Source organism: Thiocystis violacea (assembly GCF_016583575.1).
In the GTDB taxonomy this organism is placed as follows: domain Bacteria; phylum Pseudomonadota; class Gammaproteobacteria; order Chromatiales; family Chromatiaceae; genus Thiocystis; species Thiocystis violacea.
The window spans coordinates 21275-45672 of sequence record NZ_NRRG01000044.1; the positions used below are offsets into that span (position 1 = coordinate 21275).

19 protein-coding genes are annotated in these 24398 nt (G+C 60.7%); 11 read left to right on the top strand and 8 right to left on the bottom strand.

Translation table 11 applies throughout. The features are described from left to right. Nucleotides 1–4: 4 nt before the first annotated feature. Both CKO27_RS17955 and CKO27_RS17960 read left to right on the top strand, forming a co-directional pair. A complete protein-coding gene (locus CKO27_RS17955; RefSeq protein ID WP_200376296.1) occupies nucleotides 5–1087 on the top strand; it encodes a phosphoserine transaminase in 1083 nt (360 codons plus the stop codon). A 163-nt stretch (nucleotides 1088–1250) separates the two neighbouring features. Continuing rightward, complete coding sequence (locus tag CKO27_RS17960) at nucleotides 1251–1667, top strand: hypothetical protein (RefSeq protein ID WP_200376297.1); 417 nt, start codon at nucleotides 1251–1253, stop codon at nucleotides 1665–1667. Between the two features lie 163 nt (nucleotides 1668–1830). Here CKO27_RS17960 and fliS read toward each other — a convergent pair whose 3' ends face one another. From fliS to CKO27_RS25030, 4 genes are all read right to left on the bottom strand, one after another. Beyond that, nucleotides 1831–2232 carry a flagellar export chaperone FliS gene (fliS, locus tag CKO27_RS17965; RefSeq protein ID WP_200376298.1) on the bottom strand — a complete coding sequence of 134 codons (402 nt, stop codon included), beginning with the start codon at nucleotides 2230–2232 and terminating at the stop codon, nucleotides 1831–1833. A 168-nt stretch (nucleotides 2233–2400) separates the two neighbouring features. After that, entirely contained in the window at nucleotides 2401–4851 is a 2451-nt protein-coding gene (gene fliD / locus CKO27_RS17970) for a flagellar filament capping protein FliD (RefSeq protein WP_200376299.1), read from the bottom strand. Between the two features lie 563 nt (nucleotides 4852–5414). Next, nucleotides 5415–5831 carry a flagellar protein FlaG gene (locus tag CKO27_RS17975; RefSeq protein ID WP_200376300.1) on the bottom strand — a complete coding sequence of 139 codons (417 nt, stop codon included), beginning with the start codon at nucleotides 5829–5831 and terminating at the stop codon, nucleotides 5415–5417. A 74-nt stretch (nucleotides 5832–5905) separates the two neighbouring features. Then, on the bottom strand, nucleotides 5906–8062 hold the full coding sequence (locus CKO27_RS25030; protein ID WP_200376301.1) for a flagellin N-terminal helical domain-containing protein: 2157 nt from the start codon (nucleotides 8060–8062) through the stop codon (nucleotides 5906–5908). Nucleotides 8063–8433: 371 nt separating this feature from the next. On the opposite strand from CKO27_RS25030, the gene CKO27_RS17985 reads away from it, so the two are divergent. Continuing rightward, nucleotides 8434–10743 carry a tetratricopeptide repeat protein gene (locus CKO27_RS17985; RefSeq protein WP_200376302.1) on the top strand — a complete coding sequence of 770 codons (2310 nt, stop codon included), beginning with the start codon at nucleotides 8434–8436 and terminating at the stop codon, nucleotides 10741–10743. Between the two features lie 128 nt (nucleotides 10744–10871). Here CKO27_RS17985 and CKO27_RS17990 read toward each other — a convergent pair whose 3' ends face one another. Continuing rightward, on the bottom strand, nucleotides 10872–12422 hold the full coding sequence (locus CKO27_RS17990; protein WP_200376303.1) for an ATP-binding protein: 1551 nt from the start codon (nucleotides 12420–12422) through the stop codon (nucleotides 10872–10874). A 571-nt stretch (nucleotides 12423–12993) separates the two neighbouring features. Here CKO27_RS17990 and CKO27_RS17995 point away from each other — a divergent pair. The 8 genes from CKO27_RS17995 (at nucleotide 12994) to CKO27_RS18030 (ending at nucleotide 22484) form a co-directional block, all read left to right on the top strand. After that, nucleotides 12994–13536, top strand: a complete 543-nt coding sequence (locus tag CKO27_RS17995) for a Uma2 family endonuclease (RefSeq protein ID WP_200376304.1) — start codon at nucleotides 12994–12996, stop codon at nucleotides 13534–13536. A gap of 102 nt (nucleotides 13537–13638) precedes the next feature. Next, on the top strand, nucleotides 13639–14712 hold the full coding sequence (pseB, locus tag CKO27_RS18000) for a UDP-N-acetylglucosamine 4,6-dehydratase (inverting) (protein WP_338116107.1): 1074 nt from the start codon (nucleotides 13639–13641) through the stop codon (nucleotides 14710–14712). 432 nt (nucleotides 14713–15144) lie between these two features. Then, a complete protein-coding gene (pseF, locus tag CKO27_RS18005; protein WP_200376305.1) occupies nucleotides 15145–15849 on the top strand; it encodes a pseudaminic acid cytidylyltransferase in 705 nt (234 codons plus the stop codon). Further along, entirely contained in the window at nucleotides 15846–16937 is a 1092-nt protein-coding gene (gene pseG / locus CKO27_RS18010) for a UDP-2,4-diacetamido-2,4,6-trideoxy-beta-L-altropyranose hydrolase (RefSeq protein ID WP_200376306.1), read from the top strand. The genes pseF and pseG overlap by 4 nt, the downstream gene beginning before the upstream one ends. A 3-nt stretch (nucleotides 16938–16940) precedes the next feature. After that, on the top strand, nucleotides 16941–18005 hold the full coding sequence (gene pseI, locus CKO27_RS18015) for a pseudaminic acid synthase (RefSeq protein ID WP_200376307.1): 1065 nt from the start codon (nucleotides 16941–16943) through the stop codon (nucleotides 18003–18005). After that, complete coding sequence (gene pseC / locus CKO27_RS18020; RefSeq protein WP_200376308.1) at nucleotides 18002–19153, top strand: UDP-4-amino-4,6-dideoxy-N-acetyl-beta-L-altrosamine transaminase; 1152 nt, start codon at nucleotides 18002–18004, stop codon at nucleotides 19151–19153. The genes pseI and pseC overlap by 4 nt, the downstream gene beginning before the upstream one ends. Before the next feature lie 79 nt (nucleotides 19154–19232). Next, the gene (locus tag CKO27_RS25215) at nucleotides 19233–20489 is read left to right on the top strand and encodes a glycosyltransferase (RefSeq protein ID WP_200376309.1); all 1257 of its coding nucleotides are present in this window, start codon (nucleotides 19233–19235) and stop codon (nucleotides 20487–20489) included. Nucleotides 20490–20495: 6 nt separating this feature from the next. Then, a complete protein-coding gene (locus CKO27_RS18030) occupies nucleotides 20496–22484 on the top strand; it encodes a TylF/MycF/NovP-related O-methyltransferase (RefSeq protein ID WP_200376310.1) in 1989 nt (662 codons plus the stop codon). Here CKO27_RS18030 and CKO27_RS18035 read toward each other — a convergent pair. The 3 genes from CKO27_RS18035 to CKO27_RS18045 all read right to left on the bottom strand — a co-directional run bounded on the left by CKO27_RS18035 (nucleotide 22472) and on the right by CKO27_RS18045 (nucleotide 24184). Next, entirely contained in the window at nucleotides 22472–23077 is a 606-nt protein-coding gene (locus CKO27_RS18035; protein WP_200376311.1) for a GNAT family N-acetyltransferase, read from the bottom strand. The two genes, CKO27_RS18030 and CKO27_RS18035, sit on opposite strands and share 13 nt — an antisense overlap. Continuing rightward, nucleotides 23074–23865, bottom strand: coding sequence for a Uma2 family endonuclease (locus tag CKO27_RS18040; protein ID WP_200376312.1), 792 nt, complete (start codon nucleotides 23863–23865; stop codon nucleotides 23074–23076). The genes CKO27_RS18035 and CKO27_RS18040 overlap by 4 nt, the downstream gene beginning before the upstream one ends. Nucleotides 23866–24013: 148 nt before the next feature. Next, nucleotides 24014–24184, bottom strand: a complete 171-nt coding sequence (locus tag CKO27_RS18045) for a hypothetical protein (protein ID WP_200376313.1) — start codon at nucleotides 24182–24184, stop codon at nucleotides 24014–24016. Nucleotides 24185–24398: the final 214 nt, after the last annotated feature.

Below are 24398 nucleotides of genomic sequence, written 5' to 3' on the forward strand. Positions count from 1 at the left end.
AAACATGAATGAACTCAACTTCTCCGGAGGACCGGGCGTCCTGCCCGCCTCGGTGCTCGCCGCCACCCAGGAGGCGATCATCGCGGTTCCCGAGGTCGGACTGTCCGTGCTGGGCATCAGCCATCGGTCCGACTGGTTCGCCGCCGTGGTGGAGGAGGCCGAGCGCAACATCCGCCGCCTGCTCGATCTCCCCGACAGTCACGCCATACTCTTCCTCCAGGGCGGCGCCACGCTCCAGTTCTCCATGATCCCGATGCTCTTGCTGCGCGACACCGGCAAGACCGCCGAATATCTGCGCACCGGCTACTGGAGCGCCAAATCCATCCCGCCCGCCCGTCTCGAAGGGGAGGTGCGCCTCCTCTGGGATGGCGAATCGCGCGGCTTCCGTAGCCTGCCCAAGTCCGAGGAGTTGTTCCACGCGCCGGACGCTGCCTATTTCCACTATGTCTCCAATGAAACGGTCGAAGGCATCCAATTCCACGAGATCCCCGGTCTCGACAGCGTTCGCCGGGTCTGCGACATGTCATCGGACTTTCTTTCGCGCCCCATCGACACCGACCGTTTCGACCTCATCTACGCCCACGCCCAGAAAAACCTGGGGCCGGCCGGCGTCACGGTGGTCATCATCCGGCGTGAGCTACTGGAGCCGGTACCACGCGGGATTCCCGAGATCCTCGATTACCGCGCCCATCTCGCCGCCCACTCCATCTACAACACCCCTCCGGTCTTCGCCATCTATGTCGTGCTGCTGGTCAGCCGTTGGCTTCTGAACGACATCGGCGGGCTGGACAGGATGGATGCCATCAACCGACAAAAGGCCGAAACCCTCTACACAATCATCGACCGGTACGCGGATATCTACGAGGGTAGGGCGGCGCACGAGGATCGCTCGCGGATGAACGTCGTCTTTAGACTGCCCACGGCCCAACTGGAAGCGGAATTCCTGCGGCAAGCCAGCGCGGAAGGATTCAGCGGACTCAAGGGACACCGCTCGATCGGCGGAATCCGCGCCTCGATCTACAACGCCATGACGCTCGACGCCGTTGAAGCGCTGAGTCGGTTCATGCGTGAATTCGCCGGCCGGTAGGTGCGACCAAACGTGATGCGTAGGAACGGTGCAAAAATAACCGACACGACGATGGCTCGACTTGCGGCGGGAGCGGTCGGCGACGGATCAACTGTCCTTGTCGGATCGCGCCGCGATCCGCTAGAGTCTGTGTCTTAAGTAGTCCGAGAGAGGAGACGCCCGCATGGCCCTAGCCCAGGACGATATTGCCTTTATCAAGGCCCACCTCGGTGAGTGGCTAGCCGAACAGAGCCTCGGCAAGCCGCCGCTGGTCTACGAGATCGAACTGCGCGAGCGCATGGTGCGGGTGGAGGAAGAACTCAAGCACCAGCGCGAACTGATGCGTCAGGGCTTCGAGCAGATGGAGAAGCGCTTCGAGCAGGTGGAGAAGCGCTTCGAGCAGATCGACAAACGCTTCGAGCAGATGGAGAAGCGCTTCGAGCAGATCGACAAACGCTTCGAGCAGATGGAGAAGCGCTTCGAGCAGGTCGACAAACGCTTCGATGAGATGCTCAAGCGCCACGACCAGCAGTTTCTCTGGCTGGTCGGATTTATTGCCACCAGTACGGGGCTCGTTATCGCCGCCCTGCGCTATCTGTAGCAAGGACGGTTGGAAGCCCAGGCCGGACGGGATAAAACGTAAGGGACGGGTTCCATACCCGTCCCACCTTGGAAAAAACTCGGTTCAGCCAGCGGCGGGGGAGGTCGGGGGTACCCCTCGCCGCTAACCGAGCCGAGTCAACAACTCAGTAAAGCCCAGTCCGTCAAGACGCCTGGCGCAACATTCCAGGAATCGCATCCCAGCCGGATTTGATCTCACGCAGCAAGCGGCTCACTTCATCCAAGGCACTGGGATCATTACGCATGTTGCCTTCGAGCAGACGCCGGGACATGTACTCGTAGAGCATCTCCAGTTTTTCAGCCAGGTCCGCTCCCTGCTCATGGTCCAGCGAACAACGCAGACCATCGATAATCGCGATCGCCTGGCTCAGTTTCTCGCCCTTGACGCGAATATTGCCCTGGTCCATCGCACCCCGCGCCACCGCGATGCGCTCCAGTGCGCCCTCGAACAACATTTGAATCAAGCGATGTGGATCGGCAACGGCGGCTTCCGCGATGTGTCCAGCCTGACGGTATTGATTGAGTTCTCTGCGCATCGCGTACATGGTGTTCTTCACTCCCGACGAGTGGTGAAAGGAAATAAACGGTCAATCGACAAACGGTTCTGCTCCGCTCATGGAGAAGGTAACGGCCGCTCGCGGACTTTCTTTAATCGAAACGAAAACGGCGCGAGCAAGCTCGCGCCGTTGGCCATCGGAGCCGATTGGAAAGCGTCAACCCGACGAGGTAAAGGGTAGACGATCCACCAGGCCAGTCAGTTGGTCGCCAGTGCCCTGGAGACTGTTGACGATATTCTCCATCGCGGTGAACTGGGCGAGCAGACGGGCGGAGACGCCTTCCATGCGACGATCCAGTTTGGTCTTGTCCTCATCGAGACCGTCGAGCTGGGTCTGGATGCCATTCTCGCGCGTCTTGACGATACCCGAGGAGCCGAGGAAGTTGTCGATCAGCCTGGACAGCTCGCCAGCGAAGCCGCGCGAGAAGCCGAACTCGAAGCCCTCCGTCCCGCTGGCCTCGCTCTGGGCCTTCGCCCCGGCGGTGACGCTCAGGTTCAACCCATAGGCCGCCGAGTCGATGTCGGGCAGCAGCACATTGCCGGCGCCGAAACCTTCCACGCCGTCGATGGTGCCGGCGACATCCACCCCGCGCGTGCCGCTCAGGATCGTCTCGATGCCGAGATTGGCCATGGCGTCACTGCGTTCGCTGAAGCTCACCGCCGAGTTCGCCCCGCTGGAGTTGGAGACGAAGCTGAAACGGTTGGCGGCGGTGTCATAGCTGACCGTCAGGTCCAGGCCAGCGTCCGACAACTGATTATCGGCATTGATCGCCGTTTGCAGCGCGTCTCGCAGTTCATCGGCGGTGTTATAGCTCCCGCCGAGGCTGATGGTGCTCGATTCCACACCATCGAGGCTGATCTTGAAGCTGTAGTCGCCGCCGCTGGCATCGAGCGACGTGGTGAAGCTGTCGGTGTCCGCGTCGAAGCTGGCGTGGTCGATGGCATGGCCGTCGATGCGCGCCTGGGTCGCGGAAATTCCCAGCACATCCATGTTGTCCGTCCAGACGGTATCGACCATCTCGCCGGTCTCGGTGAAGGCGACCTTGGAGGCCGAGCCATATTCGCGCGACACGAAGCTGAACGATTGGCTGGATGCGTCATACTCGACATCCAGCCCAACGCCCGCCGCCTTCAACGTGGAATCCCCATTGATCCGCGATTGCAGATCGGCGCGCAGATCCTCGGCCGAGTCGTAGCTGCCGGTGAGCTTGATGGCCCCCGAGGTCACGCCGTCGACCTGGAGCTTGAAGCTGTAGCCGCCGCCCGAGGTATCGAGCGGGGTTGGCACCGCGACCGTTCCGAAATCATGCGTGATCGCCGCGCCCTGGGTCTGCCCGTGCGTCGGATCGCGGGTGATCTCGGCCTTATAAGTCCCGGCGGTCGCATTCGCGGCAAAGGTGCCCTGATTGACCTTGACCGCGCTGTTGGCCGAGGTCGTCTTGCTCGCGAACAGATCCCCGATCAAGTTGAAATTGTTGGCGAAGGCGGCGGTGAATTCATCCTCGCTGATGGTGAGCGAGCCATCCCGCTCGGTGCGAATGCCGACATTGGTCAGCGCCGTGAAGCCGCTCGCGATCCCCGGTACGGCGCCGCCGATCTGCTCGCGCAGACGGCTGATCGCGGTGCGCGCCGAACTGTCGCCGGCCAGATCGCCGCGCACCAGATTGTTATCGTCGTCGCGGGAATAGCCCACCAGCTTCTGAGTGGTCTCCTGGAAGGCGTTATAAGCCTCGACGAAGCCGCGCACCGCCTCCTCCGCCGCGCTCTTATCCGCCGTGACCGAAAAATTCAGGCTCTCGGTGGAGACCTTATTGATGGTGAAGGCGAACCCCTGGATCACATCGTCGATGGAATTGCTCTCGCGCGTCACCGCCAGGCCATTGATCTTCAGGCTGGCGTTCGCGCCCTCTTGGGTCTGGGTCACCTGGTCGAACTGCGACTCGTTGAAGGCAAAGCCGTTCAGGTCCGTATTGTCGACGCTGATACGCAAGGCATTAGAGACGCCCGAGGGCGCGGTCAGGGTGAGCTGATACTGGTCGTCGACCTTCAGCACCGCCGCCTGCACACCCGCATCCTGCGCATTGATCTTTGCCGCGATACTGTCGAGCGAGTCCGTCGCCTCCACCTCGATCGACAGCGCGGCACGCTCGCCGTTGGTGGCGAAGTCGGTCGGCTCGTCGGAGGCGTTATAGGTCCACTCGCCGAAGCTGATCGTCATGTTCCCGGACTTACCGAGTGCGCCATCGCGCTCGTCCTGGGCCTGGGTCGCCAATGAATGGGCGCTCGCCACCGCCAGTACCTCGATCCCGTAGCTCCCGACCTGGGCGCCGGGCGACACCTTATCGGCGGTAATGGCATCCGAGGTGGGCACCGCGACTGAACGGGCATTGAAGAGATCCTTGGTTCCCAGCGAGCCCATCGCGGTCTTGAGCGTATCGAGCGCGCTCTTGAGCTGGCCGTAACCGGAAATCTGCGCCTCCAGCTTTTTCTGACGCGTATCGATGAGTTGCTGCGGCGCGGCGCGCTCCACCTCGGTCAATTGGGAGACCAGTTTGGCGACATCGATTCCCGATCCGGCGCCGAGCGAACTGATGATGTTGGTATCCACGACGATCGCCCTCTTGCCTCGATGAAACCATCTCAATGCCGTTCAGTTAAGGCGATTTCCGGAAATGAGTATCCCAACTCAGAATGCAGAATGGCTGCAAGTCGTGTAGGGCGATTTAAATCGCCCCTACAAGTGGTACGTCCCTGATGCGGAACGGGGTATTCACCCCGTCCCGCACGTTTTCCACCGCCAGCCCAGCACTTTTCCGCGTGTCCTTAAGTCGTTCCGAACGGGGGCGAATGCCCCGTCCAGCTTGGAAAATCGCCCACGCAATGTCGCCAAAAAACCGACAATAACTCGACCCCAGGGCGTCGGTTTTTTGACGAAACCGCCTTAACTGAAAAACACTGTCCGCCCCGAATGGCACTAAGATAAGCTAGCACCTATAAATATCAGCCACTTACGTGAAAGCCCGGATTTTGGCTACCGCCAAATCAGCGGATGCCCTCTGGAATTCCCTAGATTCCGCTGGGTTCCGTAGGGCTTCTGGCTCGCAGATGGCTATGCAAGTAGCTGTTTTGTAGAGGTTACGCGCTTAACTTAGTGCCATTCCTGTCCGCCCCTTACGCCTTTTTATTGAAAATCAACCCCACCAACCCATCGACATACTGCGCGAACTTCAATGTCTCCTCTGTCGGAATCTGACGAATCACCTCCTTGGTCTGCGCATCCGTCACCCGAACCACCATGCGCCCCGAATCGTCATCGAGCTGAAACGACAGCGTCTGCTTGCCGTTCTGCATCATCTCGTTGATCCGATCGACTGCTTGCGCGACCTGCTCGACCGTCCCCACCGGCTCCCGGCCCATGCCCGCCGGGGTTTCCGTCGCCGCGAGACCGGCATCAACCGCACCCGTCGACGGCTCCGCGAGGCGACCTGACGCGGCCTGCCCCCGAGCCGTGGCCGTGGCGTCCAGCGACGGCGTCGGTGGAGTCACGGCTGGTCTGACCGCCGCTACGTTGTAGGATTCGCTGGCCATCATTTCTCTCCCGGTTCAACCGGACGGCCTCCCCAGTGGAGGCCGTCCATCCTTCAGTCTAAGGAAAACTCAGTTTACCGCAGGAGCGAGAGCACCTGCTGCGGCGCCGAGTTGGCCTGGGCCAGCATCGCCGAACTCGCCTGCTGCAACACCTGTGACCGCGAGAGCATCGCCGTCTCCGACGCAAAGTCGGCATCCTGAATGCGCGAGCGCGAGGCCGTGGCGTTCTGCGAGATGCTGGACAGGTTGTTGATGGTGAAGTCCAGGCGGTTGTTGACCGCGCCCAGATCGGCCCGGACATTATTCACTGTCTCAAGTGCGTTATCGATGGCCGTGATCGCCTTGTTCGCCCCTTCCACGGTCGAGATGTCGATGCTGGCGATCGACTGGCCGTCCTGGCCGCCACCATAGTTGCCGACGGTCAGACCAGAATCGGGTAGGTTATCGTCCGTGCCGCGCGTAATGACGATCTCCTTATCGGATTTGAGCGTGAATTCGCCAACGTAGACATTGGCAGCCGAATCGTTGTTGAATCCAAATTCTTCGCCAGCGCCACCTGTAATCGTAACTTCGATGTTGCGCCCATCGGCGGCGACAAGTTGGACGCCACCGCCGTCTTCAGTCCCGTCTTCCCCAGTGTCGATGGCCCGCACGCCGGTTTGGGCGGATTTGGCGTTCACTGCTTCCATGAGCGTCTGACGGTTAGCGCTCCAATCGCTAGCGTCGCTGCTGGCGACGATACTGGACAGGTCAACACCATTGATCGTGAATGTCGTCGCCGTGTCGGTCCCGTCAACTTGGTCAGTCGTATTCTTGGCGATGTTTTCGTTGACGACCGCCGTCACCCCGGTCTTGTCCGAAACCAGATTGAAGGCGGCGGCCTTGGAGATGGCGCTGGCATCCTTGTTGACCGTGGAAGCGGTATCGTCCTTGGCGTAAGACGGCCCCACCGAGACGCCGTTCACGAAGACGTTCCCGGCTGTCATCGCGGTTGTACTGTCAGCAAGGTTCGAGGACACCTGCGTCGCCGTCCCGCTGTAGGTGCCTTCCACGAAGCCGGCGTCGCTGGCATTGCCGGTGGCGCCCGAGGTGATGTTGATGTCCTTACCGCCCGAGGCCACCAGGGTCACGGTGCCGGTGGCCATCGTGGTTGCATTAGCGCCGCCGCTCGTGATGTTGAGCCCCGTATTCAAGGCAGTCAGATTAGCGTCAGCGGTGGTCAACACGATGTTTCGCCCATCCGCCGCCGCTAGGGTGATGCCCCCGTTTTCGGTTCCGCTATCGATCGCGGTGACGCCAGTGCTCTCGGATTCCAGATTGATCGCTTTCACGATGGCTTCGCGGGTAGCCACCGTATTATTATCAACGGTCGATAGCTCGATACCGACACCATTCAGTGTAATGGTCGCGGTTGCGGCTGCGCCTCCGCCTGCGGTCATGGCCGATCCGCCGAGCCGGGTCTCGCCCACGACGGCCGTGACGCCGGTCTGATCGGTCTTGGCGTTGATCGCCGCTGCCGTCGCGATGGCGCTACTGGTCTCGCCAGCGGAAGAGGCGGTATCGGACGCGCCTTTCGCGCCGTCGATAGCGATGCCGTTGATCACGAGATCGCCCGAACCCAGGGATGTGGCATTGTTTCCGGTACCGGTGGTAGTCGCCGCTGCGACGCTCGCGCCGGTTGAGACCCGGCCAGCCGAGCCCACGCCCGCCGTGTCTTGTACACCCAGTGACGCGGAGTCCAACTTGCCGATGCTGACGTCGATGGTCTGATTGGCCTCGGCTCCAATCTGCAACTTCACATCGCTTGAGGTGCCGTCGAGCAGATTCATGCCGTTGAAGTTAGTGCTGGTGGAGATGCGATCCAGCTCCTTCACCAACTGCTGGGTCTCGGCGTTGAGCGTGGTGCGGTTGCCGCTGGTATAGGTTCCGTTCGCCGATTGCACCGCCAACTCGCGCATGCGCTGGAGGATGTTGGACGACTCGCTCAAGGCGCCCTCGGCGGTCTGCACCAGCGAGATACCGTCGTTGGCGTTACGCACCGCCTGATCGAGACCGCGCACCTGCGAGGTGAGTCGACTGACGATGGACGAGCCCGCCGCGTCGTCCTTCGCCGAGTTGATGCGCAGACCGCTGCTCAACCGCTCCATGGACTGACTCAGAGCGCCCTGGGATTTCGTGATGTTGCGCTGTGCATTCAGCGACGACACGTTTGTGTTGATGACCATTGCCATGACTGTTCTCCTGTCGATGTCGAAGCGGCGATCTGCTGGGCCTCAGCGGTCGGCCGTGGGGTGAAAACGGTTGGTTCGCAGTAGTTATCGGCCAGCGGGCTGAAACCTTAAGACGATTTCCGGGAAGGCGTCCCCCGGCTTCGTCTGGCTGCAAGTCTTGTAGGGGCGATTTAAATCGCCCCTACATGGCGGTATGTCCTTTTCCGGAAATGGCCTAAGACCTAAACCCTGCGTCTCTGCGTCAAGGCAAGTTATCGGCCACTCGAAGGCTTCCTCAAGCACCCCGCGCGTCCTGGTCGCCGAAGCGTGATTCCTGTCACATCCGTCCGTCGAGGCTTGCTCGAAGGCTTCATCCAGGGTATTCAGACGCGATGAGCAAAAAATCCACCACAGGTTCCAAGAGATCGCGGGCGACAACCGTCAAACAATCGACGGGCGTAGCTTCACCCACGCTGGCGGAGCAGGATGCACTGGTCGCGTTCTTCAATGCCGGGCGTCTGACCGAGGGCGAGGCGCTGGCGCGCGAACTGACGCGGCGTTATCCGGGCGCCGCTTTTGGCTGGAAGGCGTTGGGCACGGTGCTGCTGGCGGGCGATCGACAGCAGGAGGCCCTGCCGGTTCTCCAGCGCGCGGTCGAACTCTCCCCGCATGACAGCGAGTCGCTCAACAGTCTGGGTAAGGCGCTTCAGGATCTGGGGCGCGTCGAGGAGGCGCTGGCGTGCTTTATCCGCGCCCTGACAATTCGGCCAGACTATGCCAGCGCCCTGACCAATCGCGGTAACGCGCTTGCCCAGATGGGCCAGCCCGAGGAAGGGTTGGCCTGCCTCGATCGCGCCTTGTCGTTGAAGCCGGACGCCCCGATTGCCCACAATGACCGGGGCAATGTGCTCAAGGCGCTGGAGCGATTCGAGGACGCGCTGGCCGCCTATGCGCGGGCTCTCGCGCTGAAGCCGGATTTTGCCCAAGCGCACAACAACATGGGCTCCGTGCTGCGCGATCTGGGGCGGTTAGATGAGGCGCTGGAACACTATCGGCGGGCACTGGAGCTGAAGCCGGATTTCCTCATCGCCAAAATCAACTATGTCAATTTCGTCCCGCGCCTGAATTTCCAGCGCGATCAACCCGCCATGCGGCCAGTGCTCATCCGCGCGCTGCGCGAGTCCTGGTGCCGCCCAAGCCTGCTGATGGCGACCTGCGTCGCGCTCACCAAGATGAATCCGCTGGTCCAGGAGGGGCTCCGTCGTCTCAACGAGACCTCTTCGCTGTCGCCCGCGGATCTGTTTGGAGCGGCGGGCCTCGCGGGACTGGCGAATGACGCGCTGCTGATGAGCCTGCTGGACAGCGCCCCGATCGTCGATGTCGATCTGGAGCGTCTGCTGACCCGGATCCGACAGGCCATGCTGGATACGGTCGCGCTGAACGGGCTTGGCGATCCGTTCACGGCGGTCCACCTGAGCTTCTTCGCCGCGCTGGCCAGGCAAGGCTATCTCAATGAATACGTCTTCGCGGTGAGCGAGGCGGAAAGCACACGAATCGATGCACTGAAAAACGGTCTGACCGTCGCGCTCCAGTATCGCGCGCCCATCGCGGCGCACCATCTGATCGCGCTGGCGGCCTATCTTCCGCTCGACACTGTGCCGGGTGCCGAGACACTGCTGGAGCGCTCTTGGCCGGAACCGGTCATGGATGTGTTGATCCAGCAGATCCGCGAGCCGCTGGAACAGGCCGCGTATCGCCATGGGATGTTTCGTCTGACCGAGATCGCGGACGGCGTTTCCGCGCGGGTACGCAATCAGTACGAGGAAAACCCCTATCCGCGCTGGGTCAAAGCCGGGATCGTCCCGCCCGCGCCAACCATCGACGCCTATATCCGCCAGCAGTTTCCGAAGGCGCGGTTTCAGCCGCTGGGCAAAGAGACGGATGTCTCGATACTGGTCGCCGGCTGCGGCACCGGGCAGCATTCGCTCGAGATCGCCCGGCGCTATCCGGACGCGCGGGTGCTGGCCATCGACCTGTCACTGAACAGCCTCGCTTACGCCCAACGCAAGACGGTGGAAGCCGGTGTCACGAACATCCGCTATGCCCAGGCGGATATCCTGCGACTCGGTGAACTCGCTGCGTCGGATGAATGCGAGGCGTCATTCGATCTGATCGAATCGGTTGGGGTGCTGCATCATCTGCAAGACCCGGTCGCGGGGTGGAAGACGCTGCTGTCGCGCCTGCGGCCGGGCGGATTCATGTCGGTCGGACTCTATAGCGAACTGGCGCGCCGCCATGTGGTCATGGCGCGTGAATTGATCGCCCAACAGGGTTATCAGACGACGGCTTCCGACATTCGCCGGTTTCGGCAGGAAATCATCTCCATGCGTGACGTGCCAGAATATCGTCGCTTAACACAGGGAGACGATTTTTTCGCCCTGAGCAGTTGTCGCGATCTGCTGTTTCATGTCCAGGAACATCGCTTCACACTGCCCCAACTGGCCGATTTACTGCGCGAACTGGATCTGAACTTGCTGGGCTTCGTCCGCGATCCTGCGGTTATCGCTCTCTATATGGAGCGCTTCCACGACGATCCGTCCGCGACCAACCTGGACCAGTGGGACCGATTCGAGCAGGAACACCCCAGGACCTTTGCCGGTATGTATCAATTTTGGGTGCAGAAAAACGGCGTGGCCGTATAAAAGCGACTTCCGCCAGAGAATCGACTCATCCACGAGCGAAGCGCCGCCCGGGAGCGCCGATTTGTCGTCGGTTCTCCTCCCGCACGACACGGCCACCAGGCGGGGCGCATGCCCCGTCCGACCCCGATTCAAAGCGTCTCGACCTCGAACCCGACCAGATTCCGCCCCTCGCGCGAGAACTCCACGCCGATCAGATGGATCGGCTGACCCGCGGCGCGGTATTTCTCAGCATAGCCTCGATCCTTGATCTGCTGCAGGGCACGGCCCTCCGGCGCCAGTTCCACCACCTTGAACTCGAACAGGTAGATATGGCCGTTGAAGCGTACCGTCATGTCGATCCGATCCCGATTGGTGGCGTCTTCCAAAACGATGTCCAGACCGACCGCCGCAAAATAGCTGTAGAAGACGCTGGCGTAATAGCCTTCGTAGCTGGCGATGGGGTTCTTGCGATACCAGTCGTTGGGGATGCTGGCGAAGAAGGCATGGAAGAGGTCTTTCAGGCCCGCCAGATCATTGGATTGGAGCAGGCGATAGAGTTGCTTGCGGTTCCTGACGGCGGTCTCGGGCGCGGGGGTCCAGACCCGCAGTAAGCTGCTGTAAAGGCTCTGGCTAACCTCGCGATTGGGGAAACGGAGCTGATAATAATAGGTGCCGCCGAGCCATTCCTCTCGCGCGATGGTCAGATAGCCCGCCTGAAACATCAGCGCCTCGGTCGGGATGTTGTCGACATCGAAGGTGGAGAGCAGGTCGGCATCGGTCTCCAGTTCGCCCAGCTTCGGCAGCCAGGTTTCGCGCTCGGTCAGCAGCTGGATGAGGAAGGTCGGGGTGCCAGTCTCGAACCACCAGGGTTGAAAGCGGCGGTTGCGAAACAGCAGCAGCAGATCGAAGGGGTTGTAGACCGCCTCGCCCAGCCAGTTGTAGCCGTTGTACCAGCGGCGGATCTCGTCACGGTCCAGGCCATCGAGTTCGGGTGCGAAAACCGTGTCGACATCCTGCTCGGTATAGCCGCAGAGGGCGGAATAGTCGGCGTCGAGGGTGAGGTCTTCTAGGTTGTTGAGTCCGGAAAAGAGACTGACCTTGCTGAATTTGGACACTCCGGTCAGGAAGGCGAAGCGCAGATGGGCGTCTTCGCCCTTGATCACCGAATAGAAATTCTTCAGCCCTTCGCGCATGGCCAGCGCGGCGTCGGAATCGGTGATGTTGTCCAGGATGGGCTTGTCGTATTCGTCGATCAGAATCACGGCGGGTTGGCCGGTGCGCGCATGCGCCTGGCGGATCAGTTCCGCGAAACAGCCCGAAAGACTGGGGTGCTCGCAGACCACGCCGAGCCGTCGCTGATTGTCGTCGAGGATCTCGCGAATTTTCTCGTCCAACTCCGCCCGGGTCTGGAGCACCCCACCGCCGAAGCTGATGGCGATCACCGGATGGTGCACCGTCCAGTCCCAGCATGGATGAATATCCAGACCGCGAAACAGTGGCTCATGGCCCTCGAAGAGTTCTTTCAGAGTATCGAGAAAGAGACTTTTGCCGAAGCGACGCGGACGGGAGAGAAAGTAGTAACCGGAGGTTTGCGCCAGCCGCCAGGCCAGCGGCGTCTTGTCGACATAGTAATAATCCCCCTCGCGGATTTTGGCGAAGGTCTGGATGCCGATGGGGAGTTTGCGACGGGGCTGGGTCATGAGGCTTACAACCGGTGAGTGGCCAAGACGGCCAGTGTAGCGCGTGGAAACCGGAGACTTCGCGAATCGATCGGGCGACACCGGCTCATCGAACCCCAGCGCGTTGTCTGCCCGAGATGGATCAGGATCATTTCTGATGGCATCCGCATCATGCGAACCAGAAAATGCATCCTCGTCACCGGCGGCGCCGGCTTCTCGGCTCGCATCTCTGTAACGGTTTCTTGAAATGCGCGCATGGCGATTGCTCGCATATTCTGAGAATCCTCAACAGCCCGTGGCTCAACGAAGACCATCCAGAGCAGCCGTGACGTTTCTGGCCCCTTGAGCGTGCTATCATCCGATGCGGACAAACTCGCTCCCCGACGTCCTGGGGATCCCGATCGACTGGTCTCGGATCTAAGCCGTGTTGCCCGTGAACTGAACTGGACACCGATTAGCAGCGACCTCGCAACGATGATCCAGCATGCCTATCGGTGGCATCGTGAACATCGTGACCCCGAACCATCCAGACTCACTCCGGAGGCATTGATATCATCACTGTCTCAAATTTGAAAACAGCGGGGCGGATTCAATGATCGCCGCACAAACACTGCCAAGCATGTCTCCCGATACTTACCTGGCTTACGAGCGCGAGAGCGAATGCCGTCATGAGCTCGTGAATGGGTATCTCTATGCCATGACCGGGGCCAGCGATCGCCATGAAGAGATTGCCGCCAATCTGCTGTCGGCACTTCATGGGCATCTTCGGCCCAGAGGCTGCCGGGTCTATGGCGCCAATCTCAAGATCCGCGTCGGTGACGATTTCTTTTATCCCGACCTCTTTGTCCGTTGCGCGCAGGAACGAGGGGACCCCTATTTCAAGACCGATCCGGTGCTGGTGATTGAAGTGCTGTCGCCGAATACGCAACGCTATGACCAGGGCGATAAACGACTTGCCTACCAAAGTCTGCCCAGTCTGCTGGAGTACGTTCTGGTTACCCAGGATCGCCCTCGGATCGTTGTTTTCTCTCGCAGCGAAACGGGCTGGGAGACGCACTTATACGATTCGCTGGAGGCATCACTCTCCTTGTCCTCAATCGCGTTCAACCTGCGATTGTCCGAGATCTATGCTTGAAGTCGGAACAGGGTCAGGCGATGAAACAGGTGAGTTCCGGCTTGCCCCTCACTCACTCAAGTCCGCCCTGCTTTCAACGAGGGCTCGGAAAGCGGCGGCACTTTGCTGAAATCGGCCACCTTTTGCCATACCTTGCCTTCGGAAGACACTGCAACGGTTAAGGCTATGCTTCAAGACGCAAGAATCCTCCTGACCGGCGGCACCGGATCCTTTGGCAAGGCCTTCGTCAAGGTGGTGCTGGAACGTTATCCAAATATCAAGCGATTGGTGATCTTCAGCCGCGATGAACTCAAGCAGTCCGAGATGGCGCAACGCTTTCGAGAAGAGGCGCATCCGGGACTGCGCTACTTCATCGGTGATGTGCGTGACGAAAAACGCCTGAAACGGGCGCTCGAAGGCATCGACACCGTTGTTCACGCGGCGGCTCTCAAGCAGGTACCAACCGCCGAATACAATCCCTTCGAGTTTATCAAGACCAATATCCTTGGTGCGCAAAATCTGATCGAGGCCTGCCTCGACGGTGGCGTGAAGCGCGTCATCGCCCTCTCCACCGACAAGGCCGCCGCGCCGATCAATCTCTACGGCGCGACCAAGCTCTGCTCGGACAAGCTATTCACGGCGGCCAACAACATTCGTGGCTCGCGGGATATCCGCTTCGCCATCGTGCGTTACGGCAACGTGATGGGGAGTCGTGGTTCGGTGATCCCGTTTTTCCTGAAACAACGCAAGACCGGTATTCTCCCGATTACCGACCCCACCATGACCCGCTTCAACATCCTCCTGCAGGAAAGCGTGGAGATGGTCCTGTGGGCACTAGAAAATGCCGATGGCGGCGAGATTTTCGTCCCTAAGATCCCGAGCTATCGGATCATGGATCTCGCACGAGCCATTGGTCCGGATTGCGAGTATCCGATTATTGGAATCCGCCCTGGGGAAAAGATTCACGAGGAGCTCATTACCTCAAGCGACAGCTTCAACACGGTCGATCTCGGGCGCTATTTCGCCATTCTGCCAATGGCCGCGAAATACAGTCGGACTCAATATTGCGAGCGCAGCGGCTGTCAACCCGTGCGTGAGGGATACGCTTACAGCAGCGGCACCAATCCGGACTTTTTTACAGTTGAACAACTGCGCGAGTTAGTCCGCATGCACGTCGCTCCGGATTTTACTATCTGACGCATGATCCTTCCTGATTATTCACGATCCTCAGCCCATTTCGCCCTAAGTAACTATTTGATAATCAATGGTTTCGTGACGCTGGTTGCCGTTGCTCGTCGGAATCTGGCGGGTTAGGCCGAACTCCTCAGGCCCTCCAAGTGGCCGCGCGGGACGGCCCGACGCATAATCAGTAACTTACTGGGTGATTACCACTTGCAAGAGCGGAGCTTGGTAAATAATCAGGTATCATCAAGAATCGCGAGCGTTGGCGGGATCAATTTCTCGATTGGAGTCTCAGGTCGTGGGAAGAATACGTTTAACGAACATCAGATTGATATGCTTCGGAAGAAGGCGTCTATTGTTGGGTGTTATGACGAAAATTTTCTTGGGTTTGAAATGTGCTAAAAAGGCTTCGCGACGCCGGCATTAATTAGTAATGAGTTTTCGCGCATGAACATCGCCATCATTCCCGCCCGCGGGGGCAGCAAACGGATTCCCCATAAGAATATCCGCCTTTTCCACGGAAAGCCCATGCTGGCTTGGTCGCTCGCGGCGGCGCTGGCATCAGAACTGTTTGACCGTATCTTGGTTTCCACGGATTCGGAGGACATCGCTCGCGTTGCGCTTGAGCATGGCGCGGAAGTGCCTTTTGTGCGTCCCGACAAACTGGCGGACGATTACACCGGTACTAATGCCGTAGTCAAACACGCGCTGCAATGGCTGTTGGAACACAACGAGCCGATCGAATACGCCTGCTGTATCTATGCCACGGCGCCCTTCCTGCAACCTGAATTTCTGCGACGCGGCTTTGAACTGCTCAAGGAACGACAATCATCATTTGTTTTTTCAGTGACGTCGTTTCCCTACCCCATTCAGCGTTCGCTCAGACTGTTGCCACAAGGCGGAGTCGAGCCCTGTTTTCCAGAGCATATCCCCAAGCGTTCGCAGGATCTGGAGGACACCTATCATGATGCAGGTCAATTCTATTGGGGAAGAGTCGATGCCTTCCTGAATAATCTGCCGGTGTTTGCGCCAGCCGCTCGACCGCTCGTGTTGCCCCGACATCTGGTGCAGGACATCGATACCCCCGAGGATTGGCTGCGCGCGGAACTCATGTTCGAAGCCTGGCGGGCCATGTCCAATTCAACGCAATGATGAAAGTCGCCATTCGCGCCGATGCCTCATTGTGGCTTGGCAGCGGTCATGTCATGCGCTGTCTGACGCTGGCCGAGGCGCTGCGAGCACGCGGCGCCGAGGCCCGTTTTTTGACCCGCGACCAACCCGGTCATCTGGGCGCGGAAATTTGTGCCCAAGGACATGACTGTAGTCTGTTACCTCCTGCCGTCACGGTTCCTGTGCCGCGATCCGAGCAGGTTGATTGGCTAGGCGTCTCTATCGAGGCAGAACTGACAGACTGTGCGCAAGCGCTCGGCACCGCGGGATTCGACTGGCTGATCGTCGATCACTACGGACTCGATCGACGTTGGGAATCCGCGATGCGTCCCTGGACGCAACGCCTCATGGTCATCGATGACCTGGCGGATCGTCCGCACGATTGCGACCTCTTGCTCGATCAAAATCTGGTCGACGAGGCTGAAACCCGCTACCGCGAATTGATTCCCAGCGGATGCCATCTGCTGACAGGCCCCACCCACGCCTTGATTCGTCCGTCCTTTCACGCCTTGGCCTCAGAGACTGAAGAACGAACCCGCCTTGATCGCCTGCTGATCTTTTTCGGCGGAACAGACCCTTTCGACCTGACAACCATGGCACTCGATGACTTGGATGGCCGCGCTTTATCCGCTGATGTGGTGCTTGGCGCGGGCAACCCGCACCGGGAGCGGATCGAACGAATGTGTCAGGACAGCGGCGGGCGCTGGACACTGCATGTGCAGACTCATCGAATGGCCGAACTCATGGCGAACGCCGACCTGGCACTGGGGGCGGGAGGTTCCACGCATTGGGAGCGCTGCCTGATGGGATTGCCGGCGCTGGTGGTGACGGTCGCCGCGAATCAGATTGCCACGACGCAACGGCTGCATGAGCACGGGGCCTGTCGTTGGCTGGGCGATGCCGAACGGCTAGGCCGGGGTGCGCTCGGCTCCGCGATCGACGATTTACAGCATGCACCCATGTCATTGAACGCCATGAGCCGGGCAGCGCAAGCCGTGATTCCAGCCACGGAAGAGGGAGGCTCGGCGCGGGTGGCACGGATGCTCGCTTTTCAAGCAAAAACTCGTTGAATCATGAAGGCCATATTGAACGCGATCAAGCTAGATACGCACCCTATCGGTCCCGGACACCCTCCGCTGATCGTCGCCGAACTGTCCGCCAATCACGGCCAGGATCTCGACCGGGCGCTGCGCATCGTCGATGCCGTCGCGGCCGCTGGCGCCCATGCGATCAAGTTGCAGACCTATACCGCCGACACCATGACGCTCGACCTTCAGGAGGGCGAATTCTTCATCGCGGATCCGGAGAGTCCATGGAACGGTCAATCACTGTACGCGCTCTATCGTCAGGCACAGACACCCTGGGAATGGCACGCGCCGCTCTTCGAGCGCGCCCGCCAGCATGGTCTGATGGCGTTCAGCACGCCATTCGATGCCAGCGCCGTGGACTTTCTGGAAACCCTGGACCCTCCCTGCTATAAAATTGCGTCCTTCGAGAACGGCGATCTGCCCCTGATCCGTCGGGTCGCGGCGACGGGCAAACCCATCATCCTGTCCACTGGTATGGCGACCCTGGCTGAATTGGCCGCAGCCGTCGACGCGGCTCGTCAGGCCGGATGCGCCGACCTGATCCTGCTCAAATGCACCAGCAGCTATCCCGCCGTGGCGTCAGAGGCCAATCTGCTGACCATTCCACATCTGGCGGCCCTCTTCAAGTGTCCAGTCGGTCTGTCCGATCATAGCCTCGACCCTGGGGTCGCCATCGCCAGCGTGGCCCTGGGCGCGGCCATGATCGAAAAACATGTCACTTTGAGCCGCGCCGATGGCGATCTCGACGGTTCCTTTTCCCTGGAACCCGCCGAACTGGCCGGCTTGGTCCGGAACACACGCCTGGCCTGGGAGGCGTTGGGTCGGATCCACTACGGACCGACGGCCAGCGAACAGGCATCGCGACGTTATCGGCGCAGCCTCTATATCACTCGCGATCTGCGAGCCGGCGATCGGCTGACGCCGGACAATCTGCGCGCCATTCGCCCTGGACTCGGACTCCCGCCCGATGATGTGGGCCGGTTGCTGGGACGGCGCGTCAACCGCGATGTCCGCCGGGGTACGCCGGCGAGCTGGGATCTGCTCGAATGATCCCCTATGGCTGGCATGACATCGACGAATCCGATATCGCCGCCGTGGTGGAGGTGCTGCGTCATGGGCCCCTGACCCAGGGGACGACCGTCGAGCGGTTCGAGCAGGCCATGGCCGCTGACTGTCAGAGCCAGTATGCCGTTGCCTGTAACAGCGCCAGTTCCGGACTCTTGCTCGCCTGTCGCGCGCTCGAACTGGGGCCGGGCGATTGGCTCTGGACCTCGCCGATCACCTTCGCCGCCTCCGCGACCTGCGCCCTGCACTGCGGCGCGCGTGTCGATCTGGTCGATGTCGATCCCGCGACCGGCAATCTCTCACCGACAGCGCTCGCCTGCAAACTCGCGGAGGCTCAATCCCTGGGACGACTCCCGCGTATCCTGGTGCCGGTCCATTATGCCGGGCGCCCCTGCGACATGGCCGCCATTGGCGAACTGGCCCAACACTTCGGTTTCGCGATCATCGAGGATGCCGCCCATGCCCTGGGGGCCAGCGATCACGGTCAGCCCGTGGGAGCCTGCCGATACAGCCAGGCCACCGTCTTCAGTTTTCATCCGGTCAAGCAGATCACCACTGGCGAAGGCGGCATGGTTCTGACCAACGATGCCGAACTGGCGGCGCGCATGGCACGGCTGCGCACTCACGACATCCGGCGCACGGAAGGCTGGCACTACAGCATCGAGGAACCCGGCTACAATTTTCGTCTGACGGACATCCAGGCGGCGTTGGGGCTCAGTCAGCTCAAACGTCTTCCGGATTTCGTGGCGCGCCGCCGCTGTCTGGCGCGGCGTTATCATCAACGACTGTCCGGCTGGCCACTGATGACGCCGCATGGTTCCGATGACGACAGCAGCGCCTGGCATCTCTATGTCATCCGACTGGGTGACCAAGGGGAGCGGCGGATGGTCTACGAGGCGATGCGCGCGGCAGAGATCGGCGTTCAGGTCCATTACATCCCACTCTATCGTCAGCCGTTCATGCAAGCCCAGGGCATGACGTTCGATCCGAAGGCCTTTCCGGGCGCCGAGTCTTTTTACGCAAGCGCCTTGACCCTTCCGCTCTACCCTGGCTTAACACATGTCGATCAGGAGTCTGTTCTGGAAGCCCTACGCACCGCGCTGTCAGCGCTTCACCCCGCGACCCCTTGTTGACTCGTCTGGATTAGACTGCGAACCAGCCGACGACCCCATCCTGAAAATCAATGTTTCTCGCGAGAGACCAATAAGCGACGTGGCAACCCCCGACGACCGAGACCGCATACCAGCATCCGCCGAACCACGGGACTGGCCCTTACCCGCGCCGCCCGGCTCCGCCATTTGCGACGATCGGATTCCGCCATGGCGGGGGGAACCACTGGAAGGGCGTCGACTCCTGGTCGACACCACCGGCGTCGACCAACTCTGGTCTCGCGTGCAGGCTCGCTGGGAGCGGACGCTGCGAAACTATCCGAATCGTTCAGCAAGCGCCGACCGCTTCTCGACCCCGGATGGCTTGGTCTCGCTCGCCGATCAGATCCGCGATGACGACCTCATCCATCTGCACTCGATCGCGGGCCTGGTGGACATCCGCGAGATGCCGAAGCTCTTCGCCGGCAAACGGCTGGTCTGGACCCTGCACGATATGAACCCCTTGACCGGCGGCTGCCATTATTCCCAGGGCTGCACCCGTTACCAAAGCCGCTGCCATGACTGCCCTCAACTGGGGCCAGGGGAAGACGAAACGCTCGATCTCGCGGGCGCCATCTGGGATCTCAAGGATAGGAGTTATCGTCAACTGGACCTGACGATCGTCACCGCGAGCCGCTGGCTGGGCGAGTGCTCGCGTGCCAGCGCATTGCTGGGACGTTTCCCGCATCATGTCATCCCGCCTGGTCTTGACATGGACGTCCACGCATCCTTGAATCGCGCGATGGCGCGGCAGCAACTCGGCCTACCGCAAGAAGGGCTCGTCATCCTTTTTGGCGCGCGTAACCTCGATAGTTACCGCAAGGGATTCAGTCACTTTTTGCGCTCAACCGCCTATCTGAAGCATCTCTATCCAAATCCCCCGCGCGACATTCGTCTGCTCGTTTTTGGTCAGGATGACAGTCTCGGCGACATACCCGCCCCCTATCCGCTCCAGCGTCTCGGTTTCCTCGGCGAGACCAACCGACTCCGAGCCGCCTATTCGGCTGCGGACGTCTTCGTCGTCGCGACCCGCGAGGGCAATCTGCCGATCAGCGCCCTAGAGAGCCTGGCCTGCGGAACGCCCGTCGTCGCCTTCGACATCGGCGGTCTGCCGGACCTGATTCTCCACCAGCAAACCGGCTATCTGGCACGTTTTCCCGATGCACAGGACATGGCGCTTGGGATTCGCTGGGCGCTGGAACAAGCGTCGGAGGCCCTGCGTCATCGCTGCCGTGATCATGTGATCAACAAATATGCGCTGACCCGTGAGACTGAAGACTATCGGGCCTTATACGCCTCTCTCACCACTGGGCGGGACTGAAACACCATGTCACTGCCTGGATCAACCCAAGATTCCCGCTTTGCGTCAACGCTCGCGCCCATTCTCCAGACACTGCCGGACATCGCCCCTATCCCCCTGAACAGCGGCGAGCCCGATTATTACGGTGCAAGCTGGGAGATCGCCGATGCCCTAAGTATCCGCGCGCCTCTGCCATCGCGGGCCGCCTGGTCTCATGGCGTGACGTCCCGGGCGGCCCTCGAAAAGACCGCGCGTCGCAATCAATGCAATCTGGTCTTCACTGAATCGGATGCCCGCTTTCTACGGATGCGAGGATTTCCCGCCCAAGCCGTCGGCGCACCCTTTCTCTACGCCAGAAATCAACAGAATCCAACCCGGATCCCAGGCAGCCTGTTGATCCTGCCGGCACATACCACGACCCATTCGACGCTCGACGAAACCGCCTCGACCCTGCCGCAGGAGGTTCTTGAACTGAGTCGCAAGGCATCGCTGACCTTGGCCTGCATCAGCGGCATGTGTGTCGAGAAGGGACTCTGGACCAGCAGTTTCGAGCGTATCGGGATTCCCTGGATCACCGGCGCCTGGATTTTCGATCGCCATGCACTCCGACGCATGCGGATTCTCTTCCAGTTGTTCGACTATCTGGCCACCAACCAGACCGGATCGCATCTGGCCTATGCCGCCGCCTGTGGTTGCAGGATCTTTTTCACCGAGGATTTGCTGTTACTCAAACGCGCCGATTACCGGCAAGAGCCGCTCTACGTCCAGCACCCGGAACTCTTGGAGGGGTTGCCGGAGGATCTCGATACCTTCCGATCCATCATTCAGCGCGTCTACCCAACATTCACGACAGGCATGGATGGCGCCAGCGAGCAAATTGAGTGGGGCAAATCCACCCTGGGAGACGCCTTCAAGCGCCCGGCCTCGGAGATGGCCCTGCTCTTGGGTTGGCGAACGGACGAAGCCGTCAGCGCCCGCTATTACGCTCCGGGCTATCTCAGCACCAGCACCGCTTCCGATCCCTCCCCCGAGACCGCGCCCAACAACCTCGACCGGGCGTTTGCCGAACAGGATGCGCGACTGAATCCGATCCACTGGCTGACGATCTTCGAGGAGTCGGAGCAGGCGCTCGCCGACGGCGATCATGCCCGCGCACTTCATTTGACCACCGAGATCAAGGCCGCCCGCATTCCGATCCGAGGCGTCGATCGCATCCGCGGATTGGCCCTGCTAGGTCAGCACCAAACAGAGGCCGCCCGCGCGGCCTTGCGCGAGGAACTGCATCTCTTCCCGGAGAGTCCCGACACCCGAGAACGGCTGAAACAGATCGCTCCACCGCCACCACCGCGCAAGAATCCTGTTTCAGAACTCGACCAGATCCATGATCAGATCCAGAACTTCACCAACCTCGGGAGACCGCAGCTCCAATCCCTTTATGAGCTGACCAAGGCCATTTGCGCGGAAGACGTTCCAGGTCATTTCGTGGAATGCGGCGTCGGCGCCGGCGGTTCAGTCGCGCTCATGGCCTATCTCATCAAACACTACTCCCGGCGGCCGCGCCAGATCTTCTGTTTCGACAGCTTCAATGGCATGCCCGAGCCGACCGATCTCGACCGTCATTTACCGGATGGCCAGTCGGCGCGAATCGTCGGCTGGGGCGCGGGTACCTGTCATGCCCCGCAACGCAATCTCGTGGATCTCTGCAACAGCCTGGGCGTTCTTCCGGTCGTGCGTCCCGTGCAGGGCCAGTTTCACGATACGCTACCCCGCTGGCGCAACATCATCGGCGAGATTGCCTTTCTGCATCTCGACTGTCGCTGGCATGACTCGACACAGATCTGTCTCGATCATTTGTACGATCAGATTCAGCCTGGCGGCTCGATTCATGTGTCGGACTATGGAATATGGCAGGGATGTCGGCAGGCAATCCACGAGTTCGCGGCGGAACGGCAATTGAACTTTCAACTGCACGGCATCGGGCCGGATCGCCAAGGGGTCTGGTTTCAGCGCTCCTGAGCCCTCATGGCGAGCCGCCGCGCCAGTTCCGGGCAGGGGTTGCTGACCGGAAAATCGGCTCGCAGCCGATGCAGGCGTGGACGTTTCCGCCAAGCATCACGCTCCAGCCGCAGATGTACCAGAGATCCTTCAGTCAGGCTTAGTCGATCAAGGTGCGTTTCCACCGACGCAATTCTGTCGACCTGGTAGCCATGGAATCGATGCAGATCCAGCACATCGAGATTGTCATCCAGCACATCCGCCGTCAGGCTGCCAAGCCCAACCTCGAAGAAGAGCCAGTTATAGAGATAGGGCGGAATCATCCCGCCAAGACCGAGAAAAGACGCCTCGCCCACATAAAATCCCCAAGGAGCGATATTCCCTCTCCAGTCCCAAGGGCCAACATTGAGCATCCCCACCGGCTCACCGCTGATGAGGATCAGCCAGTGATGATAATCGTCGCGGCGGGCACAGTCCTCAAGCCAGAGTTTTTGCTGAGCGAGGTTGTCATCTATCCGGGTACGCATCTGGGCAGCCACTCGCGGACTGGTGCGCCAGTCGAGAATACGCCGGGCATCGTCCAGGCTTGGCTCCCGGAAAGTGATGGCGCTCATTCCGGATCGGCGCCAAGCTCGCGCAAACGCCGCAGCAGTCGTTCCGCGCGCTGCCGCTCCCGATCCGCGCGCTCCTCGGCCATCCGTGCCCGTTCCTCGGCCACCGCGGCGCGCTGGACCTCCACCTCCGCCGGGGTCGGAATCCACTGGTCATCCTCGCCATACCAACGTAACCAGCGACGGGTCACCCCCTGATAGGTGCCTTCCCAAAGCCCAAGGCCAAGCCGCGCCTCCGCAAGCCAGACGCCAGACCCCTCAATGGGCAGGGGCTTGTATTCATTCAACACCAATCCGAATGGCCGAAAGGTGTTGGTATAACGATCGTAGACGAAGTAATAGGGAATTCGCAGGATCCGCTCATAGACCGTCCACTTGCTCGGCGGTTGGCCGGCCTCGCGCGGGCGCTGCCCGAGATCCTCCTGCTCGGTGCCTGGCGACAGCAGTTCCACGACCGCAAGGGGCGCGGTGCCTTCCTGCCAGATCACATAGCTGAGGCGCAGATCCTGACCATCATAGAGGCGCGGAACGCCAAGCACGCAGAACCAATCCGGGCGCTTGTACCAGCGTGGATGCCTGAGATCGTAATAGAGATTCAGATCACTCGCGGTAAAGACCTCATCGTCCGGATAGCCCGGCGGACGGAAGGTCAGCCGCAGCAACTCAAGCTGAAGCAGATGAAACTCGTCTGGCAAGCCTGGCTCCTCCGGATCTTCGCTCGGCAGATCGTACATGGTCGGCAGGGTCAGTCGGGGTGACAGGGGAGGCTGACATTGCGGGATCATGTTCATGGCGACTCGTCAGGTCAGACAGTGGATGCATAGATCGGGCATGCCGTCATCAAGGATCGGTTGCCCGCAATGGCCATTCAAGCCGTTGGCCGGGTGCGGTCATAACTGATGGATAGCGTTAGGATGGGCAGAGCGCAATGCCATTGACTTAAGCCGTCCGGCAGTAAGCCGGATGGAATCCGGGCTTGAGCTTGCCGGGATTGAGGCGGGGAAACTGTCGGTCCGGACGCACCGCATCGACGGCGTCGGAGAGCCCAAGGATGGCTTGTGTGAGCCGCGTGGTGGGGGCGTACAGGGTGCCGATCAGCAGACGGACCAAGGGTGTGCTTCATGGTGGAGAGGCTGCTGGTCCAGCGCACCTGATAGGCGCGCTTACGCGCGGCATGACGGCGGCGAGCGATCACTTGCGCGAGCCCTCGGACCATACTGGCGAGATTCAGGGCGAGGATCTTGGCGTGGACGTCCTGCGGCACGGCGAGCACGCGGCGCCCGGAGAGGTTCTCGATCTCCAGCCAGCGTTTTTGGCGCTTGTA

What these genes read in the sequence shown, in the direction of transcription:
- CKO27_RS17955 (WP_200376296.1), top strand. Translation starts at nt 5, where the DNA reads ATGAATGAACTCAACTTCTCCGGAGGACCGGGCGTCCTGCCCGCCTCG.
- CKO27_RS17960 (WP_200376297.1), top strand. Translation starts at nt 1,251, where the DNA reads ATGGCCCTAGCCCAGGACGATATTGCCTTTATCAAGGCCCACCTCGGT.
- fliS (WP_200376298.1), bottom strand. Translation starts at nt 2,232, where the DNA reads ATGTACGCGATGCGCAGAGAACTCAATCAATACCGTCAGGCTGGACAC.
- CKO27_RS17975 (WP_200376300.1), bottom strand. Translation starts at nt 5,831, where the DNA reads ATGGCCAGCGAATCCTACAACGTAGCGGCGGTCAGACCAGCCGTGACT.
- CKO27_RS25030 (WP_200376301.1), bottom strand. Translation starts at nt 8,062, where the DNA reads ATGGCAATGGTCATCAACACAAACGTGTCGTCGCTGAATGCACAGCGC.
- CKO27_RS17985 (WP_200376302.1), top strand. Translation starts at nt 8,434, where the DNA reads ATGAGCAAAAAATCCACCACAGGTTCCAAGAGATCGCGGGCGACAACC.
- CKO27_RS17990 (WP_200376303.1), bottom strand. Translation starts at nt 12,422, where the DNA reads ATGACCCAGCCCCGTCGCAAACTCCCCATCGGCATCCAGACCTTCGCC.
- CKO27_RS17995 (WP_200376304.1), top strand. Translation starts at nt 12,994, where the DNA reads ATGATCGCCGCACAAACACTGCCAAGCATGTCTCCCGATACTTACCTG.
- pseF (WP_200376305.1), top strand. Translation starts at nt 15,145, where the DNA reads ATGAACATCGCCATCATTCCCGCCCGCGGGGGCAGCAAACGGATTCCC.
- pseG (WP_200376306.1), top strand. Translation starts at nt 15,846, where the DNA reads ATGATGAAAGTCGCCATTCGCGCCGATGCCTCATTGTGGCTTGGCAGC.
- pseI (WP_200376307.1), top strand. Translation starts at nt 16,941, where the DNA reads ATGAAGGCCATATTGAACGCGATCAAGCTAGATACGCACCCTATCGGT.
- pseC (WP_200376308.1), top strand. Translation starts at nt 18,002, where the DNA reads ATGATCCCCTATGGCTGGCATGACATCGACGAATCCGATATCGCCGCC.
- CKO27_RS18030 (WP_200376310.1), top strand. Translation starts at nt 20,496, where the DNA reads ATGTCACTGCCTGGATCAACCCAAGATTCCCGCTTTGCGTCAACGCTC.
- CKO27_RS18035 (WP_200376311.1), bottom strand. Translation starts at nt 23,077, where the DNA reads ATGAGCGCCATCACTTTCCGGGAGCCAAGCCTGGACGATGCCCGGCGT.
- CKO27_RS18040 (WP_200376312.1), bottom strand. Translation starts at nt 23,865, where the DNA reads ATGAACATGATCCCGCAATGTCAGCCTCCCCTGTCACCCCGACTGACC.